Source organism: Janthinobacterium sp. CG_23.4, assembly GCF_029892305.1.
GTDB lineage: Bacteria > Pseudomonadota > Gammaproteobacteria > Burkholderiales > Burkholderiaceae_D > Janthinobacterium > Janthinobacterium lividum_D.
In genome coordinates this window covers 1,331,400-1,355,432 of sequence record NZ_JARXUX010000001.1, presented here as the reverse complement: position 1 = coordinate 1,355,432, position 24,033 = coordinate 1,331,400, and the positions used below count along the sequence as shown (strand labels likewise).

The following is a 24,033-nucleotide window of genomic DNA, read 5'->3' as shown; positions in this document are numbered from 1 at the left end:
TACACGGAGGCCGAAGCGTTCGCCTTGGCCACGAACAAATGCCAAGCATGCAGCCCGGCCACAAAGAAAGCAGCATCCAATGAATAACCTATTTGACAATTCGATCCAGTCCGAAACCTTGACTGCGGAAGAGCTGGAAACCATTTCAGGCTGCTGCCGGAAAGTGGATCAAATCAAATGGCTGCAGCAAAACGGCTGGACCTTCATCAAGAACCGCGCGGGCGCGCCCATCATCGGGCGCCTGTACGCCAGGCTGCGCTTGAGCGGCATCAATCCCGCCAGCCTGGTGAGCACGCCGGCCTGGGCGCCGGACCTGTCTAAAGTACGTTAATAAAATAGAAAGAAAGCAATGCGACCTAAGAGCACTGGCTACAAACTGCCGCCGCGCATGCTGCGCCGCGTGCGCAAGCTGAAATCGGGCGAAACCTGGACCGGCTACTACTACAACGGCCGGGACGACGCCGGGAACCGGAAGGAATACCCACTGGGCACGGATCTGGTCGAGGCCAAGCGTCTGTGGGCAGAATACGAATGCAAGCCGGTTCCAACGGACGCCACGCTGATGGAATACGTGTTCGCGCAGTACGCCCGCGACATCCTGCCAGGCAAGGCGCCCAGCACGCAGCGCGAGAACGCCAGCTCCTTGAGCCAGCTGCGCCCGGTCTTCGACAGCGCGCCCATCGACGCCATCACGCCGCAGGACATCGCCCGCTACCGCGACGCACGCAGCGCCAAGGTGCGCGCCAACCGCGAAATAGCGCTACTGTCGCACGTGTTCAACATGGCCAGGGAATGGGGCTACACGAAGCGGGAAAACCCCTGCCGTGGCGTGCGCAAGAACAAGGAAGTGCCGCGCGACTTCTATGCCGACAAGGCCGTGTGGGAGGCGGTACGCAATACAGGCTGCGAAGAGCTGCAGGACGCCATGGACTTGAACTACCTGACCGGGCAGCGGCCGGCGGACGTGCTCAAGATGCGCGACAGCGACTTGAAGGACGGCGCCTTGCAGGTTCGCCAGGGCAAGAGCAACAAGCTGTTGCGCATCGTCCTGGAGCATGACGGCATCAAGTCGGAGCTGGCCAAGGTCATCGAGCGCATCCACGCTCGCCCGCATCGGCCGCGCACCACTTTCATCGTCGCGCTGCCGAACGGTTGCCAGGTAAAGAAGTGGCATTTGCGCCTGCGCTTCGATAGCGCCCGGAAAGCTGCTGCCGATCTGGCGCTAAAGGCAGGTGACGAGGAGCTGGCCAGCCGTGTCAAGGCCTTTCAGTTCCGCGATATCCGGGCGCGCTCCGCCAGTGACATTGCCGACCTGGGCGCCGCCAGCTCCCTGCTAGGGCATAGTGAAAAAGTCATCACGGAAAAGGTCTATCGGCGCATTGGACAAGCAGTGAGGCCTACGAGATAAAAAAAGCCCGGCATCGGCCGGGCTGGTCCTATGTCATGCAACAACGAATTCCACAGGATCTTTAGCCTTGAATGTTTTCTTACGCATGACTGTGATGATGATATTTTTATGGGTCACGCCACTGTTCACTGACGACGTCTTCTGAACAGCACAAGGCATATTGATATGCGACTGAGAACAACGAATATTGAACGTGTCTTGGTCGTTGAGCACAAGGATTGACATGATGTGCTGGTCTATCAAACGCACGAAAACGTCCTCCAACTCAGCAATATTCAGCGGCGGTACATTGCGTGCATCGTTCAGCCTCTCAGCGGAGAAATGCACAGTCATAACAAATTTTGCGTTATGTTGAGAGAGCGTTGCGTTGACTCGTTGCTCAAGGCCATGTAAATCTGCTGCTGAAATTGTCATTGTTATTCTTTAACTATTGTACTCGACGAGCTCTTGTAATTTTTTGTTGAGAATTTCATCAGATTTAGCTGTGATAACGCCCAACTCCCTTGACTCGCTAAGCGTGCCGAAGCGGACATTAAACTCTTCGTTATCAAAAGAGTCAACAAAAACAAATCGTCCAGTCTCTCCATCGCGGAAAGAAGCGAAATTTTCGTCGGTTGACATACTGAACTTAAACATAATACCCCTCCCTATCAATGAAAAGCGAATTCGCTTTGGATGAATATTGGATGCGGTTGAATGCAAAAACATCTTACGAATACGTATTGCTAACACGGTCTAGACCGATTAGATGCTTCACATCGTATCACGAACGTGAGTTTCTGCCAAAGTCAACCGCAAAGTTTGGCCGGAAAAGTACCCAAATTGAACGGTTTAGCGAATGAATGAACTACCGGCTGGTAGGAGTACATACTTGAATACTACAATAGCAACACTTTGGACAGTTGCGGAAACCGTTTCCGCAACTAGAACGTTGTGAGTAGCAAGCATGGCTTGAATTAGATTAAAAAAAGACGCAAGAAAAAAAATAAGCCCTTGAAAATCAAGGGCTTATCTTATTTTTCTGGCGGAAGCGGTGAGATTCGAACTCACGAACAGTGTAACCCGTCGCTAGTTTTCAAGACTAGTGCCTTCAACCACTCGGCCACGCTTCCTGTTGGCAGCATTATACATAAAGGTCGGCGGCTTACCAATGGCTAGTGGTGGTGGCGGCTGATTTTTACTCGCGGCAAGGGGCGGGGTCTGTGTATGCGCTGGCATCATGAACGGAAGCCCTATAAGCCCCAGTTTTCCCGCAGCGCTCTTTCAAACGCCAGCGCAGGTAGCGGACGCGAGAACAGATAGCCTTGCACTTCGTCGCAACCCGCACTCTTCAGGAAGGCCAGTTGTTCGGCCGTTTCCACGCCTTCTGCGATCACTTTGTGGTGCAGCTGCTGGGCGATGCTGATGATGGTGCTGGCGATGGCGCAGTCGCTGGCGTCGGTGGGGATGCCGGTGGTAAATGAGCGGTCGATCTTGAGGGTGTCGATGGGGAAGCGTTTCAAATAGGACAGGCTTGAGTAACCGGTGCCGAAGTCGTCCAGCGACAGGGCCACGCCCAGCGCCGTGATGCGGTCCATGATGCCGATTACGCGCTCGATGTTGTGCATCAGCGTGCTTTCCGTGATTTCCAGTTCCAGCCAGGCCGCCTCCAGGCCGTAGCGGGCCAGGGTGGCCGCTACTCTGGCGGGCAGCGCTGACGTGAATTCGCGTGCGGAGACGTTGACGGCCAGGCGGATCGGCGGCAGGCCCGCCAGTTTCCACGCTTGCGCCTGGGCGCAGGCCGCCTCCAGCACCCATTCACCCACCTGCACTACCAGGCCCGTCGATTCGGCCAGGGGAATAAACTCGGCGGGCGGGATCATGCCGTGCTGCGGGTGGAGCCAGCGCACCAGCGCTTCGGCGCCGATGATGCGGCCGCTCGCCAGCGCGTATTTTGGCTGATAGTGCAGCAACAATTGCTGTTCTAATAAAGCCTGGCGCAAGCCTGTTTCCAGGCGCATGCGTGCCTGCATGCCCACATTCATGTCATGGCTGTAGAAGGCCACGCTTTCCGCTTCGCCGCCGCTGTCCTGCTTGGCGCGGTACATGGCGATGTCGGCCAGGCGCAGCAGGGTTTCCGCGTCTTGCCCGTCTTGCGGATACACGCTGATGCCGATGCTGGCGCCCACGCGCAAGTCGTGGCCTTCGATCAGGAAAGCTTGCACCAGGGAAGCGAGCAGCTTTTGCGCCACCATGCTGGCTTCGAAATGCTGGCTGATGTCGAACAGGCCAACAGCGAACTCGTCTCCGCCCAGGCGCGCCACCAGGTCTTGCTCGCGCAACACCGTGCGGAAACGCACGGAGACCTGACGCAGCAGTTCATCGCCGATACGCCGGCCCAGGGTGTCGTTGATCAGCTTAAAGCGGTTCAAGTCGATGAACAGCACGCAGCCGAGCATCTTGCTGCGCTGCGCCACGGAGAGGGCCTGGTCGACCAGCTTGGCCAGCAAGGTGCGGTTGGGCAGGCTCGTCAGCGGGTCGTAGTAGGCCAGGTGATGCAGGCGCTCTTCAGCCAGTTTGCGTTCCGTGATGTCCGTCAGGTAGGCGATGAGTCCGATCGGCTTGTCGTCCATATCCTGCAATGGCGACAAGGACAGGCTGGCCCAGAAGATCTCGCCTGATTTTTTTCGGCGGCGCACCTCCATCAGGCGCCCGCCCTGCTCCAGGAAGGCGTCGTGGAACGCCGTATCTTCGTCGTCGTACAGGAACAAAATATTACGCCCCACGGCTTCCACCGAGGTGTAGCCAAACAGGCGTTCGGCGCCCTTGTTCCAGCTGGTGATGTAGCCGGTCAAGTCCATCGTCAGCACCGATTCGTGCAACTGGTCGAGGATTTGCGTCTGCTGCGCCAGCAAGGCTTCAACCTGCGCAAAGGCATGGGTCGAGCGTTGCGCCAGCGAATGCACCTGCAGCACGCCGGCCGTCAGCGAGGCCAGGCTGGCCAGTTGGCGCCGGTCAGCGTCGCCGTACAGGCTGCGTCCCGCCACGCGGTAATGGCCGAAGCAATGGCCATCGAAACTGATTTCCTGCAGCAAGGCCGGTGTATCGCACGGGGAAAGCGCGGGCAGTGCAGCGGCGTCCACGCTGGCCGCAGGCAGGAACTGTCCATGCGGGCTGGCCATCACGACGCTGGCGATACGCCCCAGCTCATCGACCAGCGCAGGGCCGCGCAAACGCATGACGGCATCGCACAGGGCGGCGCTGTCACCGAGGTAATCCGACACCGGCAGCAAGGTCATGCTAGAGGTTCCGGCTAACCTGGATGGCCCACTGGTAGGCCTGTAACAGGCTGCACCAATAGCTTGCTCCATCGATGTCGGCGCGGCGCAAGGCTTCGGGCGACGGCGTGGCGCTTTCAACCAGCGCCAGCAAGTTGCCCAGTTCGCCGTTGCGTTCCAGCAAGGCGGCGCTCACTTCAGGCGCCAGGTTCAGGCTCGGGATGATGGCTTGCATGGGCATGCCCAGCAAGACGTCGAGCAGGGAAAACACGCCTGCCATGAAGGCCAGGTCTTGCGCGTCGCGGTCACCGCCGCGCACTTGGCACAGCGCTTCCATCTGCGCCGCGCGCACGGCCGCCAGCGGCAGTAGCGCGTGGATCTTGCCATCGTCTTGCTGGCGCGCATACAACAGCAGTTGCAGCCAGCGCTGCAACTGGCGCCGGCCCAGCAAGCTGATAGCCTGGCTGAAGCTGGAAATCGGCGCCGTGAAACCGAAGGCGGCTGAATTAACCAGTTTCAATAAATGATAGCTGAGCGATGGGTCCTGCTTGAGCGGCACTTCCAGTTCGTGCGCGTCGGCATCGCGGGCCAGCAGGCCCAGCAGCGCCAGCACACGGCGTCGCGACGTCGCATCTTCCGGCGTGCTTTTCTGGCGCGCATGCTGCAAGGCATAGTCGCCGGCGAACCAGCTCACGCCGATTTCTCGCAACTCGGCAAGCTGTTCGGCGTCGACGATGTTGTAGGCCAGATGCGGTCCCGGCAAGGGCAGCAGCTGATGCAGGGCCGGACGGACGCCGGCCGCGTCAAAGCTCAGCGCGCGCGCGTCGACCTGCGCCGCCGCCACGGGACCGGCATCGGCGCCATCGAGAATGATGCGATAGCCAGCGTCGCGCCATTGCTGGCATTTTTTCTGGATCTGCTTGTCTCCGGCAAGATGCGCTGGCAAGCGGAAAATGGTGCGTTGCGGCGCCAGTTGCGCCAGCACGGCCTCGTCCACGCCATGCGGGTCGAGCAAGGGAATGATGCAGTCGAGCGGTGCCAGGAAGGCATACGCATCAGCAGCGCCTAGCGCCGCCAGCAGTGGTGCCATCGAGGCCTGCGGTACATGCAAGGTGACAGCGACCCACTCGTTATGAGCATTGGACACTGCTTGCAATCCCACCAACGGAAACAGGTTTGATTCAGACGCTGACATCGGTATCTCAGTGTGGGTAGGGCGCCATAGTAAGTAAACTGAACAGCATAGGCATCCCTGGCCCGACAGGGGTGCCATTTCAACAGCGAGGGTCATTCTATCCGAATCTCACTCAAGAAACAGTTTAATTTTAGCAATATATATTCAAAAAAAACAGTTCGCCGGGAGACTAATCCTTGCAAGTCAAGCAATTCTCAGCTTGTCAGCCTGTCTTCTGCGTCATGCAGTTGTATCGTTGCGTGACACAGACCCGGCACCGCGCGCACCTTCTCAGGCACTGCCACCATGTGCATGCTCGACCGCATACTTGATCAATTCAGCCTGCCCCTCGATCCCCAGCTTGCGCTTGATATTGAGGCGGTGCGTCTCCACCGTGCGCACGCTCAAGTCCAGGTCGCGCGCGATCTGCTTGTTCGACTGGCCCGCCGCGATGTGCTGCAGCACTTGCTGTTCGCGCGTGGTGAGAAAGGAATCGTGCACTTGCGGGCGCGACAATTGCCGCGCCAGGCCAGCGCTGTAATAAATACCGCCGGACATCACCGTCTCGATGGCGAAGACGATATCTTTCCCCGGGGCATCTTTAAGCACATAGCCGCGCGCGCCGGCGGCGATGGCTTGCGACACATATTCGAGCTTGTCGTGCATGGACAAGATGAGCACGGCAATCTGCGGAAACGCCTGCTTGAACAGGGCGGTTGCTTCAATCCCATTCGTGCCGCGCATATTAATATCCATTAACACGAGGTCCACCTGATGCATGCGCGCCTGACTTAAGGCTTCGTCGGCGCCACCCGCTTCGGCCACCACGTCGAAATGCGCTACCGCCTCCAGGCGCGCGCGCAAGCCGTCGCGCACGAGGGGATGGTCGTCCACCAGCAGGATGTTGATCGTCTTGGTCATGATTGCGTATCTATCAGTGTGTGGATGGAAGACCGAGCCGCGCCAGCACCAGAGTGCCGGCCGGTGAAGAAGTGATGTGCAGGCTGCCGCCGATGGCTTCCATGCGTTCCGTCATGTTGCGCAGGCCGATGCCGCGCTGCGGGTGCAGGGCGATGCCATCGAAATCGAAGCCGCCGCCGTTATCCTCGATGCGCAACTCGACCGCCCTGCCCGCCTCGTGCAGGCTCACTTCCACGCCGCTGGCGTGGGCGTGGCGCTCACAATTCGTCAACGCTTCCTGGGCGATGCGGAACAACACGGTGTTGACCATGTCGGGCAAGCCCTCGCCCGCCGCCGCCGGACTGGCCGTGAAACTGGCTCGCACGCTGCTGCTGTCATTAAATTCATGCGCCAGGTGGTCGAGCGCGGCGGCCAGGCCCAGGTCGTCAAGAATGGCCGGGCGCAGGTTGTGCGAAATGCGCCGCACCTCGCCGAGCACCTTGTTCAGTTGATCGGCGGCCCGCTCGAAAGTGGCAGGCGCCTTTTCTTTCTGTTCAGCATTGCCGGCCAGGCGCGCGATGCCCGCCTCGATCTGTAGTTTGATGGACACCAGCCACTGGCTGATACCGTCATGCAAGTCGCGCGACAGTCGCGCCCGCTCCTCCTCTTGCGACTCGACCACGCGCTGCGCCAGCACTTTCAGCTTCGCATCGGCCACGCGCAATTCGCGCAAATTGAGTACCAGACCGCAGGCGGCCACCACCAGTGAACCGAGGATGGCGATGGCGGCGATCAATTCCATGGTCGAGCGGATATTACGCGACTGCTGGGCGTCGACCTTGGCCAGCGCCTGGTCCACGTCATCCATGTAGATGCCGGTACCCATCATCCAGCCCCATTCTGGCATCAATATCACATAGCCAAGCTTGGGCGCGGACTTGTTGGTCGACGGCTTGATCCAGTTGTAGCGCTCGAGGCCGCCGCCGCTGCGCGCCCGCCGCATCAGGCGCTGGATGGTCAGATTGCCGTCGGCGTCGCGCAATTGCCACAAATTTTGCCCCACCAGTTCGGGCTGGCGCGGATGCATCAGCGAATTACCCTGCAAATCGTAGATAAAAAAATAACCATCGTCGCCATAGCTGAGGGCCGACAGGATGCGCTTGGCTTGCTCTTGCGTAGCGCCATCCTTGCGTCCCGACTCGACTAGCTGCGCGATGGAGTGACTGGCCAGGGTGACGTAATGCTTGAGTTCGGCTTCCTTGCTGGCCAGATAGGCCTGCTGGATGGTGGCGCGCTGCTGCTCGGCCAGGCTGATCGCCTGGTGTCGCACGGCAAACGCGATGGCACACAGCGCAAGAATGAGCGGCGTGATGGCCAGGAAGATGACTTTCTGTCTGAGTTTCATGGCCTTGCGCGCTCCGGCGGCGTGGATACGGGTGGGAATGTGTGATTTTACGTCGCCGGGCCGCGACCACCCTACGTAGTAATACTGATCGCTACTGCGTAGTGGTGCGCTTGCGGCAATTATACGATTCCTGAATACTCGCCATAAGCTGTAAATACACCAAAAGTAACATCAAACTGGCGACGACCAGGAACAGTACACCATCATCGCACGGCATAGCGCCCGTCAAATCTCTGGAGGAAGCATGAACCGCATTTTCAAACAGCTCGGCTGGGCAGCGCTTGCGCTAGCCGGCGCCGGGTCCCTGGGCGTCGTCGCCCTGCAACGTGGCGAGCCGATCAGCGCGATCTGGATCGTCATCGCCGCCGTCTGCGTCTACCTGATCGCCTATCGTTTCTACAGCCTGTTCATCGCCGACAAGGTGCTGGGGCTAGACGCGCGCCGCATGACGCCCGCTTTCAAGCACAACGATGGCCTCGACCATGTACCGACGAATAAATATGTGCTGTTCGGCCACCACTTCGCCGCGATTGCCGGCGCCGGCCCCCTGGTCGGCCCCGTGCTGGCAGCACAGATGGGCTATCTGCCTGGCATGCTGTGGATACTGGCCGGTGTCGTGTTTGCCGGCGCGGTACAGGATTTCATCGTGCTGTTCATTTCCATGCGCCGCGATGGCCGCTCGCTGGGCGACCTGATCAAGGCTGAACTGGGCGAAATTCCCGGCATGATCGCCTTGCTCGGCTGCTTCATGATCATGGTCATCATCCTGGCCGTGCTGGCCTTGATCGTGGTCAAGGCACTGACCGGCTCCCCATGGGGCAGCTTTACCGTGATGGCGACGATCCCCATCGCCCTGTTCATGGGCGTGTACTCGCGCTTCATCCGCGTGGGTCGCATCGGCGAAATTTCCATCATCGGCTTCGTGCTGCTGATGCTGGCCATCATCGGTGGCCAATATGTACAGGAACACGCCGTTCTCGGCCCGATGTTCACCTTCACGGGCACGGAACTGACGTGGATGCTGATCGGCTACGGCTTCATCGCTTCGGTGCTGCCCGTGTGGCTGCTGCTGGCGCCGCGCGACTACCTGTCGACGTTCCTGAAAATCGGCACGATTCTGGGCCTGGCCATCGGTATCATCGTCGTCGCGCCCTACCTGAAAATGCCGGCCATGACCAAGTTCATCGACGGTTCCGGCCCGGTCTGGTCAGGCAATCTGTTCCCCTTCCTGTTCATCACGATTGCCTGCGGTGCCGTTTCCGGCTTCCACGCGCTGATTTCCTCGGGCACCACGCCGAAGATGATTGAAAACGAAAGCCACGCCCGCTTCATCGGCTATGGCGCCATGCTGATGGAATCGTTCGTTGCCATCATGGCCCTGGTGGCCGCCTCGACCATTGAGCCGGGCATCTATTTCGCCATGAACAGCCCGGCCGCCCTGATCGGCACCACGGCCGAGTCCGCCGCACAGGCGATCTCGCAATGGGGCTTCTATGTGACGCCGGAAATGCTGACGCAAACGGCCAAGGACGTTGGCGAGCACAGCATCATTTCGCGCGCAGGCGGCGCACCGACCCTGGCGGTTGGCATGGCGCAAATCCTCTCGGGCGCCATCGGCGGCCAGGCCATGATGGCCTTCTGGTACCACTTCGCCATCCTGTTCGAGGCGCTGTTCATCCTGACGGCCGTCGATGCAGGCACGCGTGCGGGCCGCTTCATGCTGCAAGACTTGCTGGGCAGCTTCGTGCCAGCGCTGAAACAGACGGAAAACGTCATCGCCAACCTGCTGGCCACGGGCCTGTGCGTGGCGGCCTGGGGCTACTTCCTGTACCAGGGCGTGGTCGATCCATTGGGTGGCATCAACACCTTGTGGCCATTGTTCGGCATCGCCAACCAGATGCTGGCGGCCATCGCGCTGATCCTCGGCACCTGCGTGTTGTTCAAGATGAAAAAGGGCCAGTACGCCTGGGTGACCATCACGCCGACCATCTGGCTGCTGCTGTGCACCCTGACGGCAGGCTGGCACAAGATTTTCGACGCCAATCCGCGCGTGGGCTTCCTGGCGCATGCGAAGAAGTACTCGGCCGCGCTCGACCAAGGCACCTTGCTGGCGCCAGCCAAGTCGGTAGCGCAGATGCAGCAGATCATCTTCAACGATTACCTGGACGCCGGCCTGGCCGCCTTCTTCGTCATCGTCGTGATCAGCGTGCTGTTCTTCGGTATCCGCACCGTCATGAAGGCACGCGCCGACAGCAAGCCAAGCACCAGGGAAACACCGTTCCAGGCTATGCCCACGGTGCAATAATGATCGATGAGATCATCAAGGCTGGACGGTATCTGGGGCAAAGCATGCGGCTGATGTGCGGCTTGCCCGAGTACGACACCTACGTGGCGCACCGGGAAGTGACCCATCCCGGCGAGCCGATGATGACGTATGAAGAGTTCTTCCGCGAACGCCAGGAGGCGCGCTATGGCGGCGCCGGCAAACGCGGCGGTTGTTGCTAATACCGGGGTCAGCCCCTTTGGGTCTGACCCCAGCTTTTTTCAGGGTTTGCCTGTAGCTTGGCGACAGGTTTGATTTCATACCCCAAAGCAGATACTGGGGTCAGACCCGAAGGGTCCGACCCCGACTATATTTAGTTCCCCTCCCCCCTCTTCCCTTAGACCCACATCAACATCGGGACGTGTCTTCACGTCTATATTTTTCCAATAGGCATTAAAAAACAGTCAACAGGTCAACCGGAGAAGCGCCGCCACCATGTTCAACTTCCAACGCTCCAGCATCAGTCAGAAGCTGACCATGATCTCGGTGCTGTCGTCGGGCTGCGCGCTGCTGCTCGTGTTCGTGGCGTTTGCGCTGACGTCCGTACTCAGCCACAAGGGCGATGAAGGCCAGCAGTTGCTGTCGCTGGCGCAGGTGATCGGTGCGGCCAGCGCGGCGCCATTGCTGGCGGGAACATCGGCGCAGCCACAGGCGCAACAAGTGCTGGCGGCGCTGGCGGCGCGCGAGGAAATTACCCAGGCGGCCCTGTTCGACCGGGACGGACGGCTATTCGCCTTGTACCGCTCGGCGCAGCATGAAAAGGAGCGGGGGGCACTGGCCATGCCGGAAGACCTGGACCCGGCACTGCTGGCCGACATCGCCGCGCAGACGGTCAAGCAGCCGGTCAAGCAGACGATCACGCAGGGCGGCGGCCCGACGCTGACCTCCGCCATGCGTCTGTACCGTCCCATCTACTGGCCAGGCGAGGCGCAACAGCTGATCGGCGCCGTACTGATCGAGGCGGACTTGAAGCACATGTGGCGTAACATCGGGCGCCACGTGGGCGCCCTGGTCGGCGCCACCGTATTTGCCTTTTTGGTGGCCGTGTTCCTGGCGCGGCGCTTCAAGAGCGTGATTGCCGAGCCGATCACCAAGCTCATTGATACGGCGCAAAAAGTGTCGCGCAGCCAGACCTATAGCCACCGTATCGCGCACCAGCGCAGCGACGAGCTGGGCGTGCTGATCGACAGTTTCAACGATATGCTGGCGCAGATCGATAGCCGCGACAGCACCCTGGCCAATTATCGCGACCAGCTCGAGCGCCAGGTGAGCGTGCGCACGGCGCAGCTGGAAAAGGCCAAGGATGCGGCGGAGGCTGCCAGCCAGGCAAAAAGCGCCTTCCTCGCCACCATGAGCCATGAAATCCGCACGCCCATGAATGGCGTGCTGGGCATGACGGAACTGCTGCTGGCCAGCGCTTTGAGCCCGCAGCAGCGCCACTACACGAGCATGGTACAGCGCTCGGGGCAGAATTTGTTGGTGATTATCAACGACATCCTCGACTTTTCCAAGATCGAGGCGGGCAAGCTCAGCGTGGAGTACATCCGCTTCAATTTTCGCGAATTGCTCGATGACATAGAACACGTGTTCACACCGCAAGCGGAGGCGAAAAATATCAGCCTGGAATTCGATATCGCGTTTGATATCCCCATCGCCATTTGCGGCGACCCATACCGTTTGCGCCAAATCATTGTCAACCTGCTCGGTAACGCCATCAAGTTTACGGAAACGGGCAAGGTCACTGTGAAAGTGGCCGTATGCAGCGAAGATGCGCCTGGCGTGGGCTTGCGCTTCGAAGTGCACGACACGGGTATCGGCGTATCGAACGAGGCGCAGGCGCGCATCTTCGAATCGTTCTCGCAGGCGGACGGCTCGACCACGCGCAAGCACGGCGGCACGGGCCTGGGATTGACGATCTCGAAACAGCTGGTGGAACTGATGGGCGGCACTATCGGCGTTGATAATGCTTTAACGCAAGGATCAATCTTCTGGTTCGAAGTAAATTTCGATAAGCGGCGGGTCGACAGCGACGACCCGTCCTTTAACCTGAAAACCACGCGAGGATTACGCGCCTTGATCGTCGACCATACACCCGCCACGCGCGCCGTGCTGGAGCGGCAACTGGCCAGCTGGCACATCGTCAGCGACAGCGCCGACACGGCCAGCGACTGCCTGCGCAAGCTGCGCGCGGCCGCGCAGGCCGGCACGCCGTATGCCGTGGCCCTGCTCGACATGGAATTGCCGCGCACCAGCGGCCTGGCCCTGGCCGCCACCATCAAGAGCGACCCGCTGCTGGCCGAGCTCAAGCTTTTGCTGCTCAGCACGCAGCGCACGGCGGCCGATCCGGTGCAGCGGCGCGAGGCGGGCGTGGCTTTCCAGCTGATCAAGCCAGCCCGCGAATGCGACCTGTTCGACTGCATCGTCACGCCGCCGCGCGCCGGCGATAGCCTGCGCTTGGTGGCACCGCACGCAGCGCGCCCTGCAGTACGCCATCCCGGCCGGCGCCAGCGCCGCCGCGTACTGCTGGCCGAGGACAATCACGTCAACGTGGAAGTGGCGCTGGCCATGCTCGACAGCTTGGGTCTGGACGTGGTGTGCGCGCGTAACGGCGAAGAAGCCTTGCAGGCGGCGCAGGCCGAGGATTTCGATTTGATACTGATGGATTGCCAGATGCCCGTGATGGACGGCTTTGCCGCCACGGCGGAAATTCGCCGCCACGAACAGCAGTGCGGCCACGCGCGCGTGCTGCCCATCGTCGCCATCACGGCCAATGCACTGCAGGGCGACCGCGAAGCGTGCCTGGCGGCGGGCATGGACGATTACCTGAGCAAGCCTTTCACGCAGCAGGACCTGGGCCACACGATCGCCCGCTGGATCACCCTACCGCGCGCAGCCACCGTGCACCACAGCGAAGTGCCGCAGCCGCAAACGCCGCCAGTAGTGCCACCCGAGGTGACGCCGCCCGCCTCCCCGCCAGCGGGCCAGGCACTGAACCGGCAGGCGCTCGACAACATCCGCGCCCTGTCGCGCACCGATGGCGATGCCCTGCTTGAGCGGGTCATCCAGGCCTTCGTCGGCGAGACGCCGCGCCAATTGAACGCCATGCGCGCAGCGATTGCCGGCGCGGACGCGCAGGCGCTGCGCAAGGTGGCGCACAGCCTCAAGTCGGGCAGCGCCAACGTGGGCGCCGATGGCCTGTCGCAGTTGTGCAAGGAGATGGAAAAACTGGGCCACGCCGGCAGTACCGAGGGCGCGGCTATCCTGCTGCAGCAGATGCAGCAAGCCTTCCTGGCCGTCAGCGAATCGCTAAGCGCCATCCTCGTGAAGGAACACTGACATGACAGCGCACCTCTCCCCCCCACGCGGCCTGGTGCTGGTCGCCGACGACGATCCCGTGATGCGATTGCTGATGCGCCAAATGCTCACGCAGGTGGGCCTGGACGTGATCGAGGCCGAAGACGGCGTGCAAGCCTTGGCCAGCTACAAACACAACGAGCCGGACCTGGTCATGCTCGACGTCGACATGCCGTGCCTCGATGGCTTTGCCGTGTGCCGCCAAATCCGGCTCCAGGCAGTCGGGGGCACGGTGCCCATCATCATGGTCACCGGCGGCGACGAACTGGAAGCGGTCACGCACGCCTATGAAGTGGGTGCCACGGATTTCATTTCCAAGCCCATCAACTGGCCCATTCTCGGACACCGCGTGCTATACGTGCTGCGCGCCAGCGACGCCATCGCCCGGCTGCGCATCGCCGACGCGCACAACCGCGCGGTGCTCGCTGCCATTCCCGACACCTTCTTTCGCCTGAACCGCGAAGGCTATTATCTCGACTATGAACAGGGCCACGAGGCCAGCGCGGGCTTTTCCATCAGTGACTGCGTGGGCAGCCATATCGGCGACGTGCTGCCGCCCGAAATTGCCGCGCGCCTGCTCGACCAGGCGCACGCCGTGCTGGCCACGCAGCACATCGGCTCGGTCGACTACACACTCACGCACGAAGACAGCACGCGTCATTTTGAAGCGCGCCTGGTCGCGACGGGGACCGACGAGGTGCTGGGCCTGGTGCGCGACATCAGCGAGCGCAAGCGCACCGAAGAGCAGATCCGTCGCCTCGCCTATTGCGACAGCCTGACGGGCATCCCCAACCGCCAAGCGTTCCTGGAAACGCTGGAACACGAGCTGCAGCGCTCGAAAGAGCACGACAAGAAATTCGCCGTCCTGTTCATGGACCTCGATGCCTTCAAGCGCATCAACGATACCCTGGGGCATGACGTGGGCGACCATTTGCTCAAGGTGGTGTCGGAGCGCCTGCATGAAACCATCCGCCCCAGCGACCTGGTGCTGCACGCCGAACACGAGTGTGTAGCCACCTTCGGCGGCAGCAACCTGGCGCGCCTGGGCGGCGACGAATTCACGATCTTGATTCCCGACCTGGAGCGGGTGGAAGATGCGCTGAACGTGGCGCACCGGGTCAAGGAAGCCATGCGCCGACCATTCATGATCGAGGGGCACGAGATTTTCGTCACGGCCAGCATCGGCATTTCGCTCTATCCGGAAGATGGCGAGGACTGCAACTCGCTGCTCAAATATGCGGACACGGCCATGTACCACGCGAAGAACTGCGGCAAGAACAATGCCAAGCTCTACAGCTCTTCACTGACGATGGAAATCATGAGCCACGTCAAGATGGAAGTCGGTTTGCGCAAGGCATTGCAAAACAACGAGCTGTATTTGCTGTACCAGCCGCAGATCGACGTGCCCAGCACGCAAATCGTCGGCGTGGAAGCACTGGTGCGCTGGCGCCATCCCGAACGGGGCATCATTTCACCCACGGAATTTATTCCGCTGGCCGAAGAGACAGGACTGATCGTCCCCATCGGCGAATGGGTGCTGCGCACGGCGTGCAACCAGGCCAAGGCCTGGCAAGGCGATGGCGGACGGGCGATCCGCATGGCCGTCAACCTGTCGGCCAAGCAATTCAAGGATGAGAACCTGATGCAGATCGTGCTCTCGGTCCTGGCCGACACGGGCCTGGACGCGCGCCTGCTGGAGCTGGAGCTGACGGAAGGCACCTTGATGGACGATGCGCGCGCCACCATGGCGACTCTGGAGCAGTTGCGCGGCATCGGCGTGTACCTGTCGATCGACGACTTCGGCACCGGCTACTCATCGATGAATTACCTGAAACGCTTCGACGTGCGAGCCTTAAAAATCGACAAGAGTTTTATCGCCGGCTTGCCGCAAGACACAGAAAACGCGGCCATCACGCGCGCCATCATCGCCATGGCGCATGGCTTGAAAATGGTGGTCGTGGCCGAAGGCGTGGAGACGGACGAACAACTGCTGATGCTCGAAGAGTACGGCTGCGACATGGCGCAAGGCTATTTCCTGGGCCATCCCTTGCCGCACGACACGATCACGGCCATGCTGGCCCGACAGACGGGCCAGTTGCTCAGCGACAAAACTAGAGTACTTCGAAGGCAAGGATTTGCGTGACTTGCTGCGCGTTAAAATTATCGTCAGAAATCATTATCAGACTGCGGTGGCCATTTTCCAGGCGCGGGCCCCAGCTGATGCCTTCGATATTGTCGATTTTCGCCAGGCCGATCTTTTCCAGGTCCAGCAGCAATCGTTTGCGCACCGGTACATACGTGGCACCCGCCAACGCCGGCAGGGCCTCAATATCGGTGGCGCCCTGCGTTTCCATCGCGTAGATACGCACATGATTGGCATACACGCCCTCGGCGTTTTCCACGCCGGCCCGTTCCACCACCAGCAACTGATGGTCATTGACGGCAAGGATTTCCGACACGCCATTGTCCGCCTCGCGCCCCGGTGCCGGCCGCGAAGCGACCGGCTCAATCGGATACGCATACTGGGCCAGCACCTTGCCAGTGCGGTCCAGACGCGTGATGCGCGTCACGGAACCGTGTTCGGGCGTGGCCGGCGGGCCATCCTGGTACAGGGCCGCTTCCATGCCCAGCCACAGGCTCTTGCCATCGGCGGAAAACGACAGCGCTTCAAAGCTCAGGTTGTTGCGCGATCCCGTTTTTTCCTTCGACACCTTGAACATGGCGGGCGTGGGCAAGGTGGCCAGATAACGCCCTTCGCTATCGGCATGGCGCACGAACGGGTGCAAGCCTACCTTGCGGTTGCCTTCGCTGGCGTACCACAGGCTGCCGTCCTGCGGATCGACGCGAATGCTTTCGATATCGGGCACCTGGTCGCCAGTGTCGAGCTTGGCATGCGCCAGGTTCGGATAGCGACTGCCGTCGGGCTGCGTGAAGAAATGCACGCTGGTCAGGCTCACGCCGGTAAACGCCTTGCTGTCATAGGCCAGGGTGGCGCGGTAAAAGCGGGCCGGATTGATTTCCGAACGGTCATCGCTTTCTATCACCCAGTTATTCTTCACCGCATCATAATCGATGCCGGACAAGCCGCCCACCGTGGTGCCCTGGAATGCCTGTTTCAAGTCGATGCGCTGCTCGCCGATCAGGCGCAGGCCGGCAATCGGCGCCTCATGCGGGAAGCTGGCACAGGCGCTGAGAAGGATGGATACGGCTAGCGCGGGGATCAGGCGCGCGCGCAGGGCAAGGAGGGACGACTGCTTCACTAAATTCCTTTATTAAAACCAAAGGGCACAATCTGGGGTCGGACCCTTAGGGTCCGACCCCAGTCCTTGCCTGGGGTCAAAATGATTTGCCAAGCTAAACCTACACCACCCCATCGGCCTTCAATCGCGCGATGGCGGCCGCGTCATAGCCGAGCGAGGCCAGCACTTCATCGTTGTGCTGGCCCAGGGTCGGCCCCAGCCATTGGGTCTTGCCCGGCGTGGCGGATAATTTCGGGCTGATGGCAGGCAGTTTGACGGGCGTGCCATCGGCAAAATGGTGTTGCTCGAACATATTGCGAGCGATAAATTGCGGATCGCTCAGCATATCGCGCACCGAGTAAATTTTACCCGATGGTACGTCTGCCGCCTTCAACACGGCCAGTGCGCTATCGATCGTGTGTGTGGCGCACCAGGCGCCGATGGCATCGTCGATCTCCTGCGTGCGCGTCACGCGGCCATCATTGCGCGCCAGTTGCGGGTCGCCCGCCATGTCGATGCGCCCCATGGCCAGCATCAAACGCTTGAAGATGGCGTCGCCATTGCCGGCAATCACAATGTTTTCGCCGTCGCCCGTCGTATAGGTATTCGAGGGCACGATGCCAGGCAAGGAACCACCGGTGCGCTCGCGCACCACGCCCGCCTGGTCATATTCGGGCACCAGCGACTCCATCAGGTTGAACACCGATTCATACAGGGCCACGTCGACCATCTGTCCTTCGCCGTGCTCGCGTCCACCCGTCACATCGCGGTGGCGCAGCGCCATCATGGCGCCGATCACGCCGTGCAGGGCTGCCACCGAGTCGCCGATGGACACGCCGACGCGCACGGGCGGGCGGTCGGCAAAGCCGGACACATAGCGCAAGCCGCCCATGGATTCGCCGATGGCGCCGAAACCGGGCAAGTCCTTCATCGGTCCCGTCTGGCCAAAGCCGGACAGGCGCACCATGATCAGGGACGGTTTGATTTGCTTGAGCTGCGCATAGCCGAGATCCCACTTTTCGAGCACGCCGGGGCGGTAATTCTCGATGATGATGTCCGCTTCCAGGGCCAGCTGGCGGGCAATCGCGCGCCCTTGCGGCGTTTTCAGGTTCAGGGTCAGGCTTTTCTTGTTACGCGCTTGCACCGACCACCACAGCGAAGTGCCATCTTTGAGCACGCGCCAGGTACGGATGGGGTCGCCACCATCGGGCGACTCGATCTTGATCACGTCGGCGCCGAATTCAGCGAGCATGCGGGCGCAAAATGGCCCCGCGATCAGGGTGCCCAGCTCCAGCACTTTGATGCCCGCCAAAGGACCAGCAGAGATATTTTCTTGCATGATTTAGGTTGCCCTGCGGTCGAGCATCGCGCGGGCAATCGTGCCCGCGTCAACGTATTCGAGTTCGCCGCCCAAGGGCACGCCACGGGCCAAACGGCTCACGCGCAAGCCCCGCGCCTTGAGCATTTCGCTGATGTAGTGAGCCGTCGCTTCGCCTTCATTCGTGAAATTGGTGGCCAGCACCACTTCACCGACCACGCCATCGTTGGCGCGGCCCAGTAATTTTTCCAGGTGGATATCTTTCGGACCGATGCCGTCGAGTGGCGAGAGTCGCCCCATGAGGACGAAATACAAGCCCTTGTAGGTCAGTGTTTGCTCGATCATCAACTGGTCGGCAGGCGTTTCCACCACACACAGCAAGCGCTTGTCGCGCTCTTCGTCGAGACAAGTCTCACACACTTCATGTTCGGTAAAGGTATTACACAGGCCACAGTGATGCACGGCATCGACGGCCTGGAACAGGGCGCGCGACAGCATGGCCGCGCCTTCCCTATCGTGCTGCAACAAATGAAATGCCATCCGCTGCGCCGACTTGGGGCCGACGCCGGGAAGGCGCCGCAGCGCCTCGGTCAAAAATTCAAGCGACTTGGACATGGATCAACCCTGCCCCGTGCCACAGATCGTGCGCATGCGGCGTGGCATCAGAATGGCATTTTGAAGCCGGCTGGCAAGTTCATGCCGCCAGTCAAGCCTGCCATTTTTTCCGCCGATGTCGCTTCTGCCTTGCGCACGGCGTCATTGAAGGCGGCAGCCACCAGGTCTTCCAGCATGTCCTTGTCGTCGGCCAGCAGCGACGGGTCGATGGAAACGCGCTTGACGTCGTTCTTGCACGTCATGACGATTTTCACGAGGCCGGCGCCGGACTGGCCTTCCACTTCCACCAGCGCCAGTTGATCCTGGGCCTTTTTCATGTTGTCTTGCATTGCTTGCGCCTGCTTCATCAGGCCAGCCAGTTGATTTTTCATCATAAGAATGCTCCGTTCAATTCAGTTTAGTAATAATCAATGCAGGGTCGGCGCAGCAGAGCCGGCCGGTGCAGGGGTAATCGTCCCCGGCACGACAAAAGCGTCGAATGCACGCTGCATGTCGAGCACGAAGGGGTCGCTTGCGATGGTCGCTTCCGCTTGCAGCTGGCACGCTTCGCGGTGGGCCTGCGCTTGCGCGCTGGCCGTGTACCAGACGGCGCCCAGTTCCGTATCGACGTTGACCTTGCGGTCAAAGCGCTCGCTCAGGGCTGCGGCCAGTTTTTCCACGTTGGCCTGACTGCGCCACGTGTCGATGGGCACGCGCAGACGGAACGTGGTGCTGTGGCCATCGTGCAGGCACTCGATCAGCTCGGCTTGCACAGCCAGCTGCTGAGCCACGCCGCGCAGCGGCAGGACGGCGGCGACGGCGGGCCAGTTGCCGTCCCAGTCCAGCCCCGGCACGGGCGTAATCACATATGGCCCGCTGGGCGCAGCTTGCTTGGCAGCACGTTGCGGCATGACGACGGCGGGCTGCTCGGTGCTCTGCGCGGCTGGCGCCGAGACGGCGATAGAGGCGCTGTCGTCAGAAAATTCGGTAACCCACGGCGGCAAGTCGTCGTCGTCCGGCGCCGGGGCCTGCTGTGGCAGCGCAGCCTGGCGTGCCGACGGCGCAGAGGCAGGCGCGGTCGCGCCAACTTGCACCACGACCACGGCTGGCGCATCGTCCCACGGCGCCAGCGCTTTCGCAGCGGCGGGCGGTGGCGGCGCTGCCTGGACCGGCGCGGCCGGAGCTGGCGTCAGTACCGTAGCCGCAGCCGCAGCGGCGACTTCGGGCGCCGCCGGCTTGGGTGCCGACGATGGCGCCGCTGGCGCGCTGCCCGGACGGCCTTTCGAGGCGGCACGCGCCGCTTCCAGCGCCGCATTGATGGCGGCACGCGCGGAACTGATAGGTGCGCCCGATGCAGCCGGTGCAGCCGGTGCAGCCGCAGCCGAGGCTGCTGGCAGCGGCGCGGCCGGCACTGGCGACGGCGTGGCTAGGGGTGCCGGCGCAGGAGCACGTGCAGCAGCAGAGGCAGCCACGCGTGGTGGCGGCGCTTCGCTGCGCGCCATGCTGGCGGCAGCGGCGGCGGCGACGGCGGGCGGTGTCACGGCAGCATGGCTGGCCACGCTGTTCATGGCGGCGCGGGCAGCGGGTGCAGAAGCTCCTGCTGCGGCGCGCGCGGCAGCGACGGCAGCGGGACGGTTGCCCGGCGCTGCCACAGGCGCTGCCGCCGGTACGCCATCGGCACCGCCTACGCCGGGCCGAAAGGCCAGCATGCGCAGCAAGGTCATGGTAAAGCCCGCGTATTCGTCAGGCGCCAAGCCCAGTTCATTGCGGCCATGCACGGCAATCTGGTAAAACAGTTGCACTTCTTCGGCGTCAAAAGCAGATGCCAGGCGCACGATGTCAGCGTATTCGGGCAAATCCTGCGGCAAGGCGGCGGGCACAGTTTGCGCCAGCGCAATGCGATGCAGCAAGGTGCCCAAATCTTGCAGGGCACCGTTGTAAGACAGGCTGCGCGCCGCCATCTCGTCGGCCACGGCCAGCAGGTCGGCGCCATCTTGCTGCGCCAGAGCGTCGAGCAAGCGCACCAGGTAGGACTGGTCGAGCGCGCCGAGCATGCCTTGCACGGCATCGAGCGTTACTGCGCCGGCCGCATAGGCGATAGCCTGGTCCGTCAGCGACAAGGCATCGCGCATGGAACCGTGTGCGCCCTGAGCCAGCAGGCGCAAGGCCGGCTGCTCGAAGGCGATGCCTTCCTGCCCCAGGATATTGTCCAGGTGGCTGATGATGTGGCCAGGCGGCATCTGCTTGAGGTTGAACTGCAGGCAGCGCGACAGCACGGTCACGGGAATTTTTTGCGGATCCGTCGTAGCCAGGATGAACTTGACGTGCTCGGGCGGCTCTTCCAGGGTTTTCAGCATGGAATTGAACGCATGGTTGGTCAGCATGTGCACCTCATCGATCATGTAGACCTTGAAGCGCGCATTGCTTGGCGCGTAGACCGCTTGTTCCAGCAGCTGCGCCATTTCGTCAACGCCGCGGTTGGACGCCGCATCCATCTCTATATAGTCGACAAAGCGTCCCGCATCAATTGCCGTGCACGCTACACACACGCCGCAAGGCTGGGCCGTGATGCCACCGCTACCATCGGGACCGATGCAATTGAGCGACTTGGCCAGGATGCGCGACAGGGTCGTCTTGCCGACGCCGCGCGTGCCCGTGAACAGGTAGGCATGGTGCAGGCGACCGCTGTGCAAGGCATGCGTGAGCGCGCGCACGACATGCTCCTGGCCGACGAGCGTCTCGAAATTCTTGGGGCGGTATTTACGGGCGAGGACTTGATAGGACATGCTGAGATTTTACCATGCGATTTTGCGGGTGATCCTGCGCGACGGGCGCAAGCCTCATGGCCGGGCCATACACTATGGCAAACGCGGCAAAGCAGCAATTGTATAACATGGCCCGTGAGAGACAGGGAAAACACGGCACGCTCGGCAATGCTGCGGCACTAGGGAAAAATGTCGCCGTAAAAACAAAAAAGCTGCCCATGGCAGCTAGCTTGATGATCCTCATACAACATTCCCGAAGGAGGCGAGCCTGATCTGCGGCACTCATGGTTAATAGCCGTGGCTGCTTCGTTCCCGACCTGACCAGGTTAGCCATGCCACGATGCGCAGGGGCCCGCCGGGGATAATTATAACCGACCTGCGCAAGATTGGGGAAGTCACACAAAACCAGCGTACCCCCAAAGGCAAAATCTGGGGTCGTACCCTGAGGGTACGACCCCAGCATCTGCTCTTGGGTTGGCTCTACAAGCCCAGCTCTTGCCAGATGCCATCCACCCTGGCCTTCACTTCCGGCGTCATGGCGATGGTCGTACCCCACTCGCGCGTCGTTTCGCCCGGCCATTTATTCGTCGCATCGATACCCATCTTGCTGCCCAGGCCGCTGACCGGCGAGGCAAAGTCCAGGTAATCGATGGGCGTATTGTCGACCAGCGTCGTGTCGCGGATCGGGTCGACGCGCGTGGTGATGGCCCAGATGACCTCTTTCCAGTCGCGGATATTCACGTCTTCGTCGACCACCACGATGAACTTGGTATACATGAACTGGCGCAAGAAGCTCCACACGCCGAACATCACGCGCTTGGCGTGGCCCGCGTACTGCTTCTTGATCTGCACCACGGCCATGCGGTAGCTGCAGCCTTCGGGCGGCAGATAAAAGTCGGTGATTTCGCCAAACTGCTTTTGCAGCAGCGGCACGAACACTTCATTCAGGGCCAGGCCCAGTATGGCCGGCTCGTCCGGCGGCTTGCCCGTGTACGTGGAATGGTAAATCGGATCGCGGCGCATGGTGATGCGGTCGATGGTAAATACCGGGAAACTGTCCTGCTCATTATAGTAGCCTGTATGGTCGCCATACGGCCCTTCCAGCGCATGTTCATAGCCGCTCGGATGGTTTTCATCGGGATAGATGTGACCTTCGAGCACGATTTCGGCCGAAGCGGGCACACGCAATTCGCTGCCGATGGCTTTCACCAGCTCCGTACGGCTGCCGCGCAGCAAGCCGGCGAACTGGTATTCGGACAGGCTATCGGGCACCGGCGTCACGGCGCCTAATATAGTAGCGGGATCGGCGCCGAGCGCGACAGCGATCGGATACGGCTTGCCCTTGTTTTGAATCGCATGCTCGCGGAAGTCCAGCGCCCCGCCGCGGTGCGCCAGCCAGCGCATGATGACCTTATTGCGTCCCAGCACTTGCTGGCGATAAATACCCAGGTTTTGCCGCTTCTTGTTCGGGCCCTTGGTGATCACCAGGCCCCAGGTGATCAGGGGAGCGATATCGCCAGGCCAGCAGTGCTGAATGGGCAGGCGCGCCAGGTCGACGTCATTGCCTTCCCAGACGATTTCCTGGCACTTCGCGCCGCGCAACTCTTTGGGCGACATATCCCACACGGATTTCACCAGCGAACCGAGGCCCAGCAAATCCTTGAAACCCTTCGGCGGTTCCGGCTCCTTCAGGCGCGCCAGCACATGGCCGATCTTGCGCAACTCGCTGACATCTTGCGCCCCCATGCCCAACGCCACGCGGCGGGTGGTGCCGAACAGATTGCCCAGCACCGGCATCGTGTGTCCCGTGGGATTATTGAACAGCAAGGCCGGTCCGCCCGCACGCAAGGTGCGGTCACACACCTCGGTCATCTCCAAAATCGGTGAAATAGGGGTCGAAATGGGCTTAAGCTCACCCATTTGTTGCAGCTGGGAAATAAAATCCCGCAAATCTGAATATTTCATGTGTTTTTAAATTTTTTTGACGTCGGACGCCGTTGCTGAAGGATAGATGCCAAGTAATTGATTTTATTGGCTTTTGGCACAATGCAAGACAATAAGTTAGACATAAAAGTAATAAAGAATCGATTCGTTAGTATTGACTTGATATAAAACGGCTTCTACAATTCGCCCAACTTGAAAGAGCACGCCGGCCCAGAGCTTGATTTTAGCGTTTCTCTTTCATTCACGGAGTCGGGGCTCCACATGACATTTTAAGGAGTGTTTTCAAAAGGCGTCTGCCTTACCCCCGGTAAAAGTTGTATTGCGACTGATCCAATACCAAGATGGGACGGAT

Annotated in this window: 18 protein-coding genes, 1 tRNA gene and 1 other RNA gene; 6 read left to right on the top strand and 14 right to left on the bottom strand. The window is 60.9% G+C overall.

Going from position 1 to position 24,033, the window contains the following annotated elements; all coding sequences use genetic code 11:
• Positions 1-79 precede the first annotated feature (79 nt).
• Together H4V96_RS06010 and H4V96_RS06005 are read left to right on the top strand one after the other, a co-directional pair.
• Complete coding sequence (locus H4V96_RS06010) at positions 80-331, top strand: DUF4224 domain-containing protein (RefSeq protein WP_046682344.1); 252 nt, start codon at positions 80-82, stop codon at positions 329-331.
• An 18-nt stretch (positions 332-349) separates the two neighbouring features.
• A complete protein-coding gene (locus H4V96_RS06005) occupies positions 350-1,408 on the top strand; it encodes a tyrosine-type recombinase/integrase (RefSeq protein ID WP_280720761.1) in 1,059 nt (352 codons plus the stop codon).
• A gap of 33 nt (positions 1,409-1,441) precedes the next feature.
• Here the strand turns inward: H4V96_RS06005 and H4V96_RS06000 are convergent, their stop codons facing one another.
• The 7 genes from H4V96_RS06000 to H4V96_RS05970 all read right to left on the bottom strand — a co-directional run bounded on the left by H4V96_RS06000 (position 1,442) and on the right by H4V96_RS05970 (position 8,144).
• Positions 1,442-1,822: a hypothetical protein gene (locus H4V96_RS06000; RefSeq protein WP_280720760.1), complete on the bottom strand. Its 381-nt coding sequence runs from the start codon at positions 1,820-1,822 to the stop codon at positions 1,442-1,444.
• A 9-nt stretch (positions 1,823-1,831) separates the two neighbouring features.
• A complete protein-coding gene (locus tag H4V96_RS05995) occupies positions 1,832-2,044 on the bottom strand; it encodes a hypothetical protein (protein WP_280720759.1) in 213 nt (70 codons plus the stop codon).
• 386 nt (positions 2,045-2,430) lie between these two features.
• Positions 2,431-2,520, bottom strand: a tRNA-Ser gene (locus tag H4V96_RS05990).
• A gap of 120 nt (positions 2,521-2,640) precedes the next feature.
• Positions 2,641-4,686 carry an EAL domain-containing protein gene (locus tag H4V96_RS05985; protein ID WP_196856114.1) on the bottom strand — a complete coding sequence of 682 codons (2,046 nt, stop codon included), beginning with the start codon at positions 4,684-4,686 and terminating at the stop codon, positions 2,641-2,643.
• 1 nt (position 4,687) lies between these two features.
• Complete coding sequence (locus tag H4V96_RS05980; protein WP_196856115.1) at positions 4,688-5,860, bottom strand: HDOD domain-containing protein; 1,173 nt, start codon at positions 5,858-5,860, stop codon at positions 4,688-4,690.
• Between the two features lie 270 nt (positions 5,861-6,130).
• Positions 6,131-6,760, bottom strand: a complete 630-nt coding sequence (locus H4V96_RS05975) for a response regulator transcription factor (protein ID WP_010396220.1) — start codon at positions 6,758-6,760, stop codon at positions 6,131-6,133.
• Between the two features lie 13 nt (positions 6,761-6,773).
• On the bottom strand, positions 6,774-8,144 hold the full coding sequence (locus tag H4V96_RS05970; RefSeq protein ID WP_070345531.1) for a cache domain-containing protein: 1,371 nt from the start codon (positions 8,142-8,144) through the stop codon (positions 6,774-6,776).
• A gap of 244 nt (positions 8,145-8,388) precedes the next feature.
• Here H4V96_RS05970 and H4V96_RS05965 point away from each other — a divergent pair, with 244 nt between their 5' ends.
• From H4V96_RS05965 to H4V96_RS05950, 4 genes are all read left to right on the top strand, one after another.
• On the top strand, positions 8,389-10,449 hold the full coding sequence (locus tag H4V96_RS05965; RefSeq protein WP_010396216.1) for a carbon starvation CstA family protein: 2,061 nt from the start codon (positions 8,389-8,391) through the stop codon (positions 10,447-10,449).
• Positions 10,449-10,649, top strand: coding sequence for a YbdD/YjiX family protein (locus H4V96_RS05960; RefSeq protein WP_010396213.1), 201 nt, complete (start codon positions 10,449-10,451; stop codon positions 10,647-10,649). The genes H4V96_RS05965 and H4V96_RS05960 overlap by 1 nt, the downstream gene beginning before the upstream one ends.
• Before the next feature lie 253 nt (positions 10,650-10,902).
• The gene (locus tag H4V96_RS05955; protein ID WP_196856116.1) at positions 10,903-13,803 is read left to right on the top strand and encodes a hybrid sensor histidine kinase/response regulator; all 2,901 of its coding nucleotides are present in this window, start codon (positions 10,903-10,905) and stop codon (positions 13,801-13,803) included.
• Between the two features lies 1 nt (position 13,804).
• A complete protein-coding gene (locus H4V96_RS05950) occupies positions 13,805-15,964 on the top strand; it encodes an EAL domain-containing protein (RefSeq protein ID WP_196856117.1) in 2,160 nt (719 codons plus the stop codon).
• Here H4V96_RS05950 and H4V96_RS05945 read toward each other — a convergent pair.
• From H4V96_RS05945 to ubiD, 7 genes are all read right to left on the bottom strand, one after another.
• Entirely contained in the window at positions 15,933-17,081 is a 1,149-nt protein-coding gene (locus H4V96_RS05945) for an esterase-like activity of phytase family protein (RefSeq protein ID WP_280720758.1), read from the bottom strand. The genes H4V96_RS05950 and H4V96_RS05945 overlap by 32 nt on opposite strands.
• Before the next feature lie 100 nt (positions 17,082-17,181).
• On the bottom strand, positions 17,182-18,399 hold the full coding sequence (locus tag H4V96_RS05940) for a CaiB/BaiF CoA-transferase family protein (RefSeq protein ID WP_196856119.1): 1,218 nt from the start codon (positions 18,397-18,399) through the stop codon (positions 17,182-17,184).
• 3 nt (positions 18,400-18,402) lie between these two features.
• A complete protein-coding gene (recR, locus tag H4V96_RS05935) occupies positions 18,403-18,993 on the bottom strand; it encodes a recombination mediator RecR (protein ID WP_280720757.1) in 591 nt (196 codons plus the stop codon).
• A 47-nt stretch (positions 18,994-19,040) separates the two neighbouring features.
• On the bottom strand, positions 19,041-19,367 hold the full coding sequence (locus tag H4V96_RS05930) for a YbaB/EbfC family nucleoid-associated protein (protein ID WP_010396201.1): 327 nt from the start codon (positions 19,365-19,367) through the stop codon (positions 19,041-19,043).
• A 33-nt stretch (positions 19,368-19,400) separates the two neighbouring features.
• Positions 19,401-21,758 (bottom strand): DNA polymerase III subunit gamma/tau, encoded by a 2,358-nt coding sequence (gene dnaX, locus H4V96_RS05925; RefSeq protein WP_196856120.1) that lies wholly within the window; start codon positions 21,756-21,758, stop codon positions 19,401-19,403.
• Positions 21,759-21,995: 237 nt separating this feature from the next.
• Positions 21,996-22,094: signal recognition particle sRNA small type (gene ffs / locus H4V96_RS05920), an RNA gene on the bottom strand.
• A gap of 123 nt (positions 22,095-22,217) precedes the next feature.
• A complete protein-coding gene (gene ubiD, locus H4V96_RS05915; protein ID WP_010396185.1) occupies positions 22,218-23,702 on the bottom strand; it encodes a 4-hydroxy-3-polyprenylbenzoate decarboxylase in 1,485 nt (494 codons plus the stop codon).
• Between the last annotated feature and the right edge of the window lie 331 nt (positions 23,703-24,033).

What these genes read in the sequence shown, in the direction of transcription:
- H4V96_RS05965 (WP_010396216.1), top strand. Translation starts at nt 8,389, where the DNA reads ATGAACCGCATTTTCAAACAGCTCGGCTGGGCAGCGCTTGCGCTAGCC.
- H4V96_RS05995 (WP_280720759.1), bottom strand. Translation starts at nt 2,044, where the DNA reads ATGTTTAAGTTCAGTATGTCAACCGACGAAAATTTCGCTTCTTTCCGC.
- dnaX (WP_196856120.1), bottom strand. Translation starts at nt 21,758, where the DNA reads ATGTCCTATCAAGTCCTCGCCCGTAAATACCGCCCCAAGAATTTCGAG.
- ubiD (WP_010396185.1), bottom strand. Translation starts at nt 23,702, where the DNA reads ATGAAATATTCAGATTTGCGGGATTTTATTTCCCAGCTGCAACAAATG.
- H4V96_RS05930 (WP_010396201.1), bottom strand. Translation starts at nt 19,367, where the DNA reads ATGATGAAAAATCAACTGGCTGGCCTGATGAAGCAGGCGCAAGCAATG.
- H4V96_RS05985 (WP_196856114.1), bottom strand. Translation starts at nt 4,686, where the DNA reads ATGACCTTGCTGCCGGTGTCGGATTACCTCGGTGACAGCGCCGCCCTG.
- H4V96_RS05975 (WP_010396220.1), bottom strand. Translation starts at nt 6,760, where the DNA reads ATGACCAAGACGATCAACATCCTGCTGGTGGACGACCATCCCCTCGTG.
- H4V96_RS06010 (WP_046682344.1), top strand. Translation starts at nt 80, where the DNA reads ATGAATAACCTATTTGACAATTCGATCCAGTCCGAAACCTTGACTGCG.
- H4V96_RS05950 (WP_196856117.1), top strand. Translation starts at nt 13,805, where the DNA reads ATGACAGCGCACCTCTCCCCCCCACGCGGCCTGGTGCTGGTCGCCGAC.
- H4V96_RS05980 (WP_196856115.1), bottom strand. Translation starts at nt 5,860, where the DNA reads ATGTCAGCGTCTGAATCAAACCTGTTTCCGTTGGTGGGATTGCAAGCA.
- H4V96_RS05940 (WP_196856119.1), bottom strand. Translation starts at nt 18,399, where the DNA reads ATGCAAGAAAATATCTCTGCTGGTCCTTTGGCGGGCATCAAAGTGCTG.
- H4V96_RS06000 (WP_280720760.1), bottom strand. Translation starts at nt 1,822, where the DNA reads ATGACAATTTCAGCAGCAGATTTACATGGCCTTGAGCAACGAGTCAAC.
- H4V96_RS05970 (WP_070345531.1), bottom strand. Translation starts at nt 8,144, where the DNA reads ATGAAACTCAGACAGAAAGTCATCTTCCTGGCCATCACGCCGCTCATT.
- H4V96_RS05955 (WP_196856116.1), top strand. Translation starts at nt 10,903, where the DNA reads ATGTTCAACTTCCAACGCTCCAGCATCAGTCAGAAGCTGACCATGATC.
- H4V96_RS06005 (WP_280720761.1), top strand. Translation starts at nt 350, where the DNA reads ATGCGACCTAAGAGCACTGGCTACAAACTGCCGCCGCGCATGCTGCGC.
- H4V96_RS05960 (WP_010396213.1), top strand. Translation starts at nt 10,449, where the DNA reads ATGATCGATGAGATCATCAAGGCTGGACGGTATCTGGGGCAAAGCATG.
- recR (WP_280720757.1), bottom strand. Translation starts at nt 18,993, where the DNA reads ATGTCCAAGTCGCTTGAATTTTTGACCGAGGCGCTGCGGCGCCTTCCC.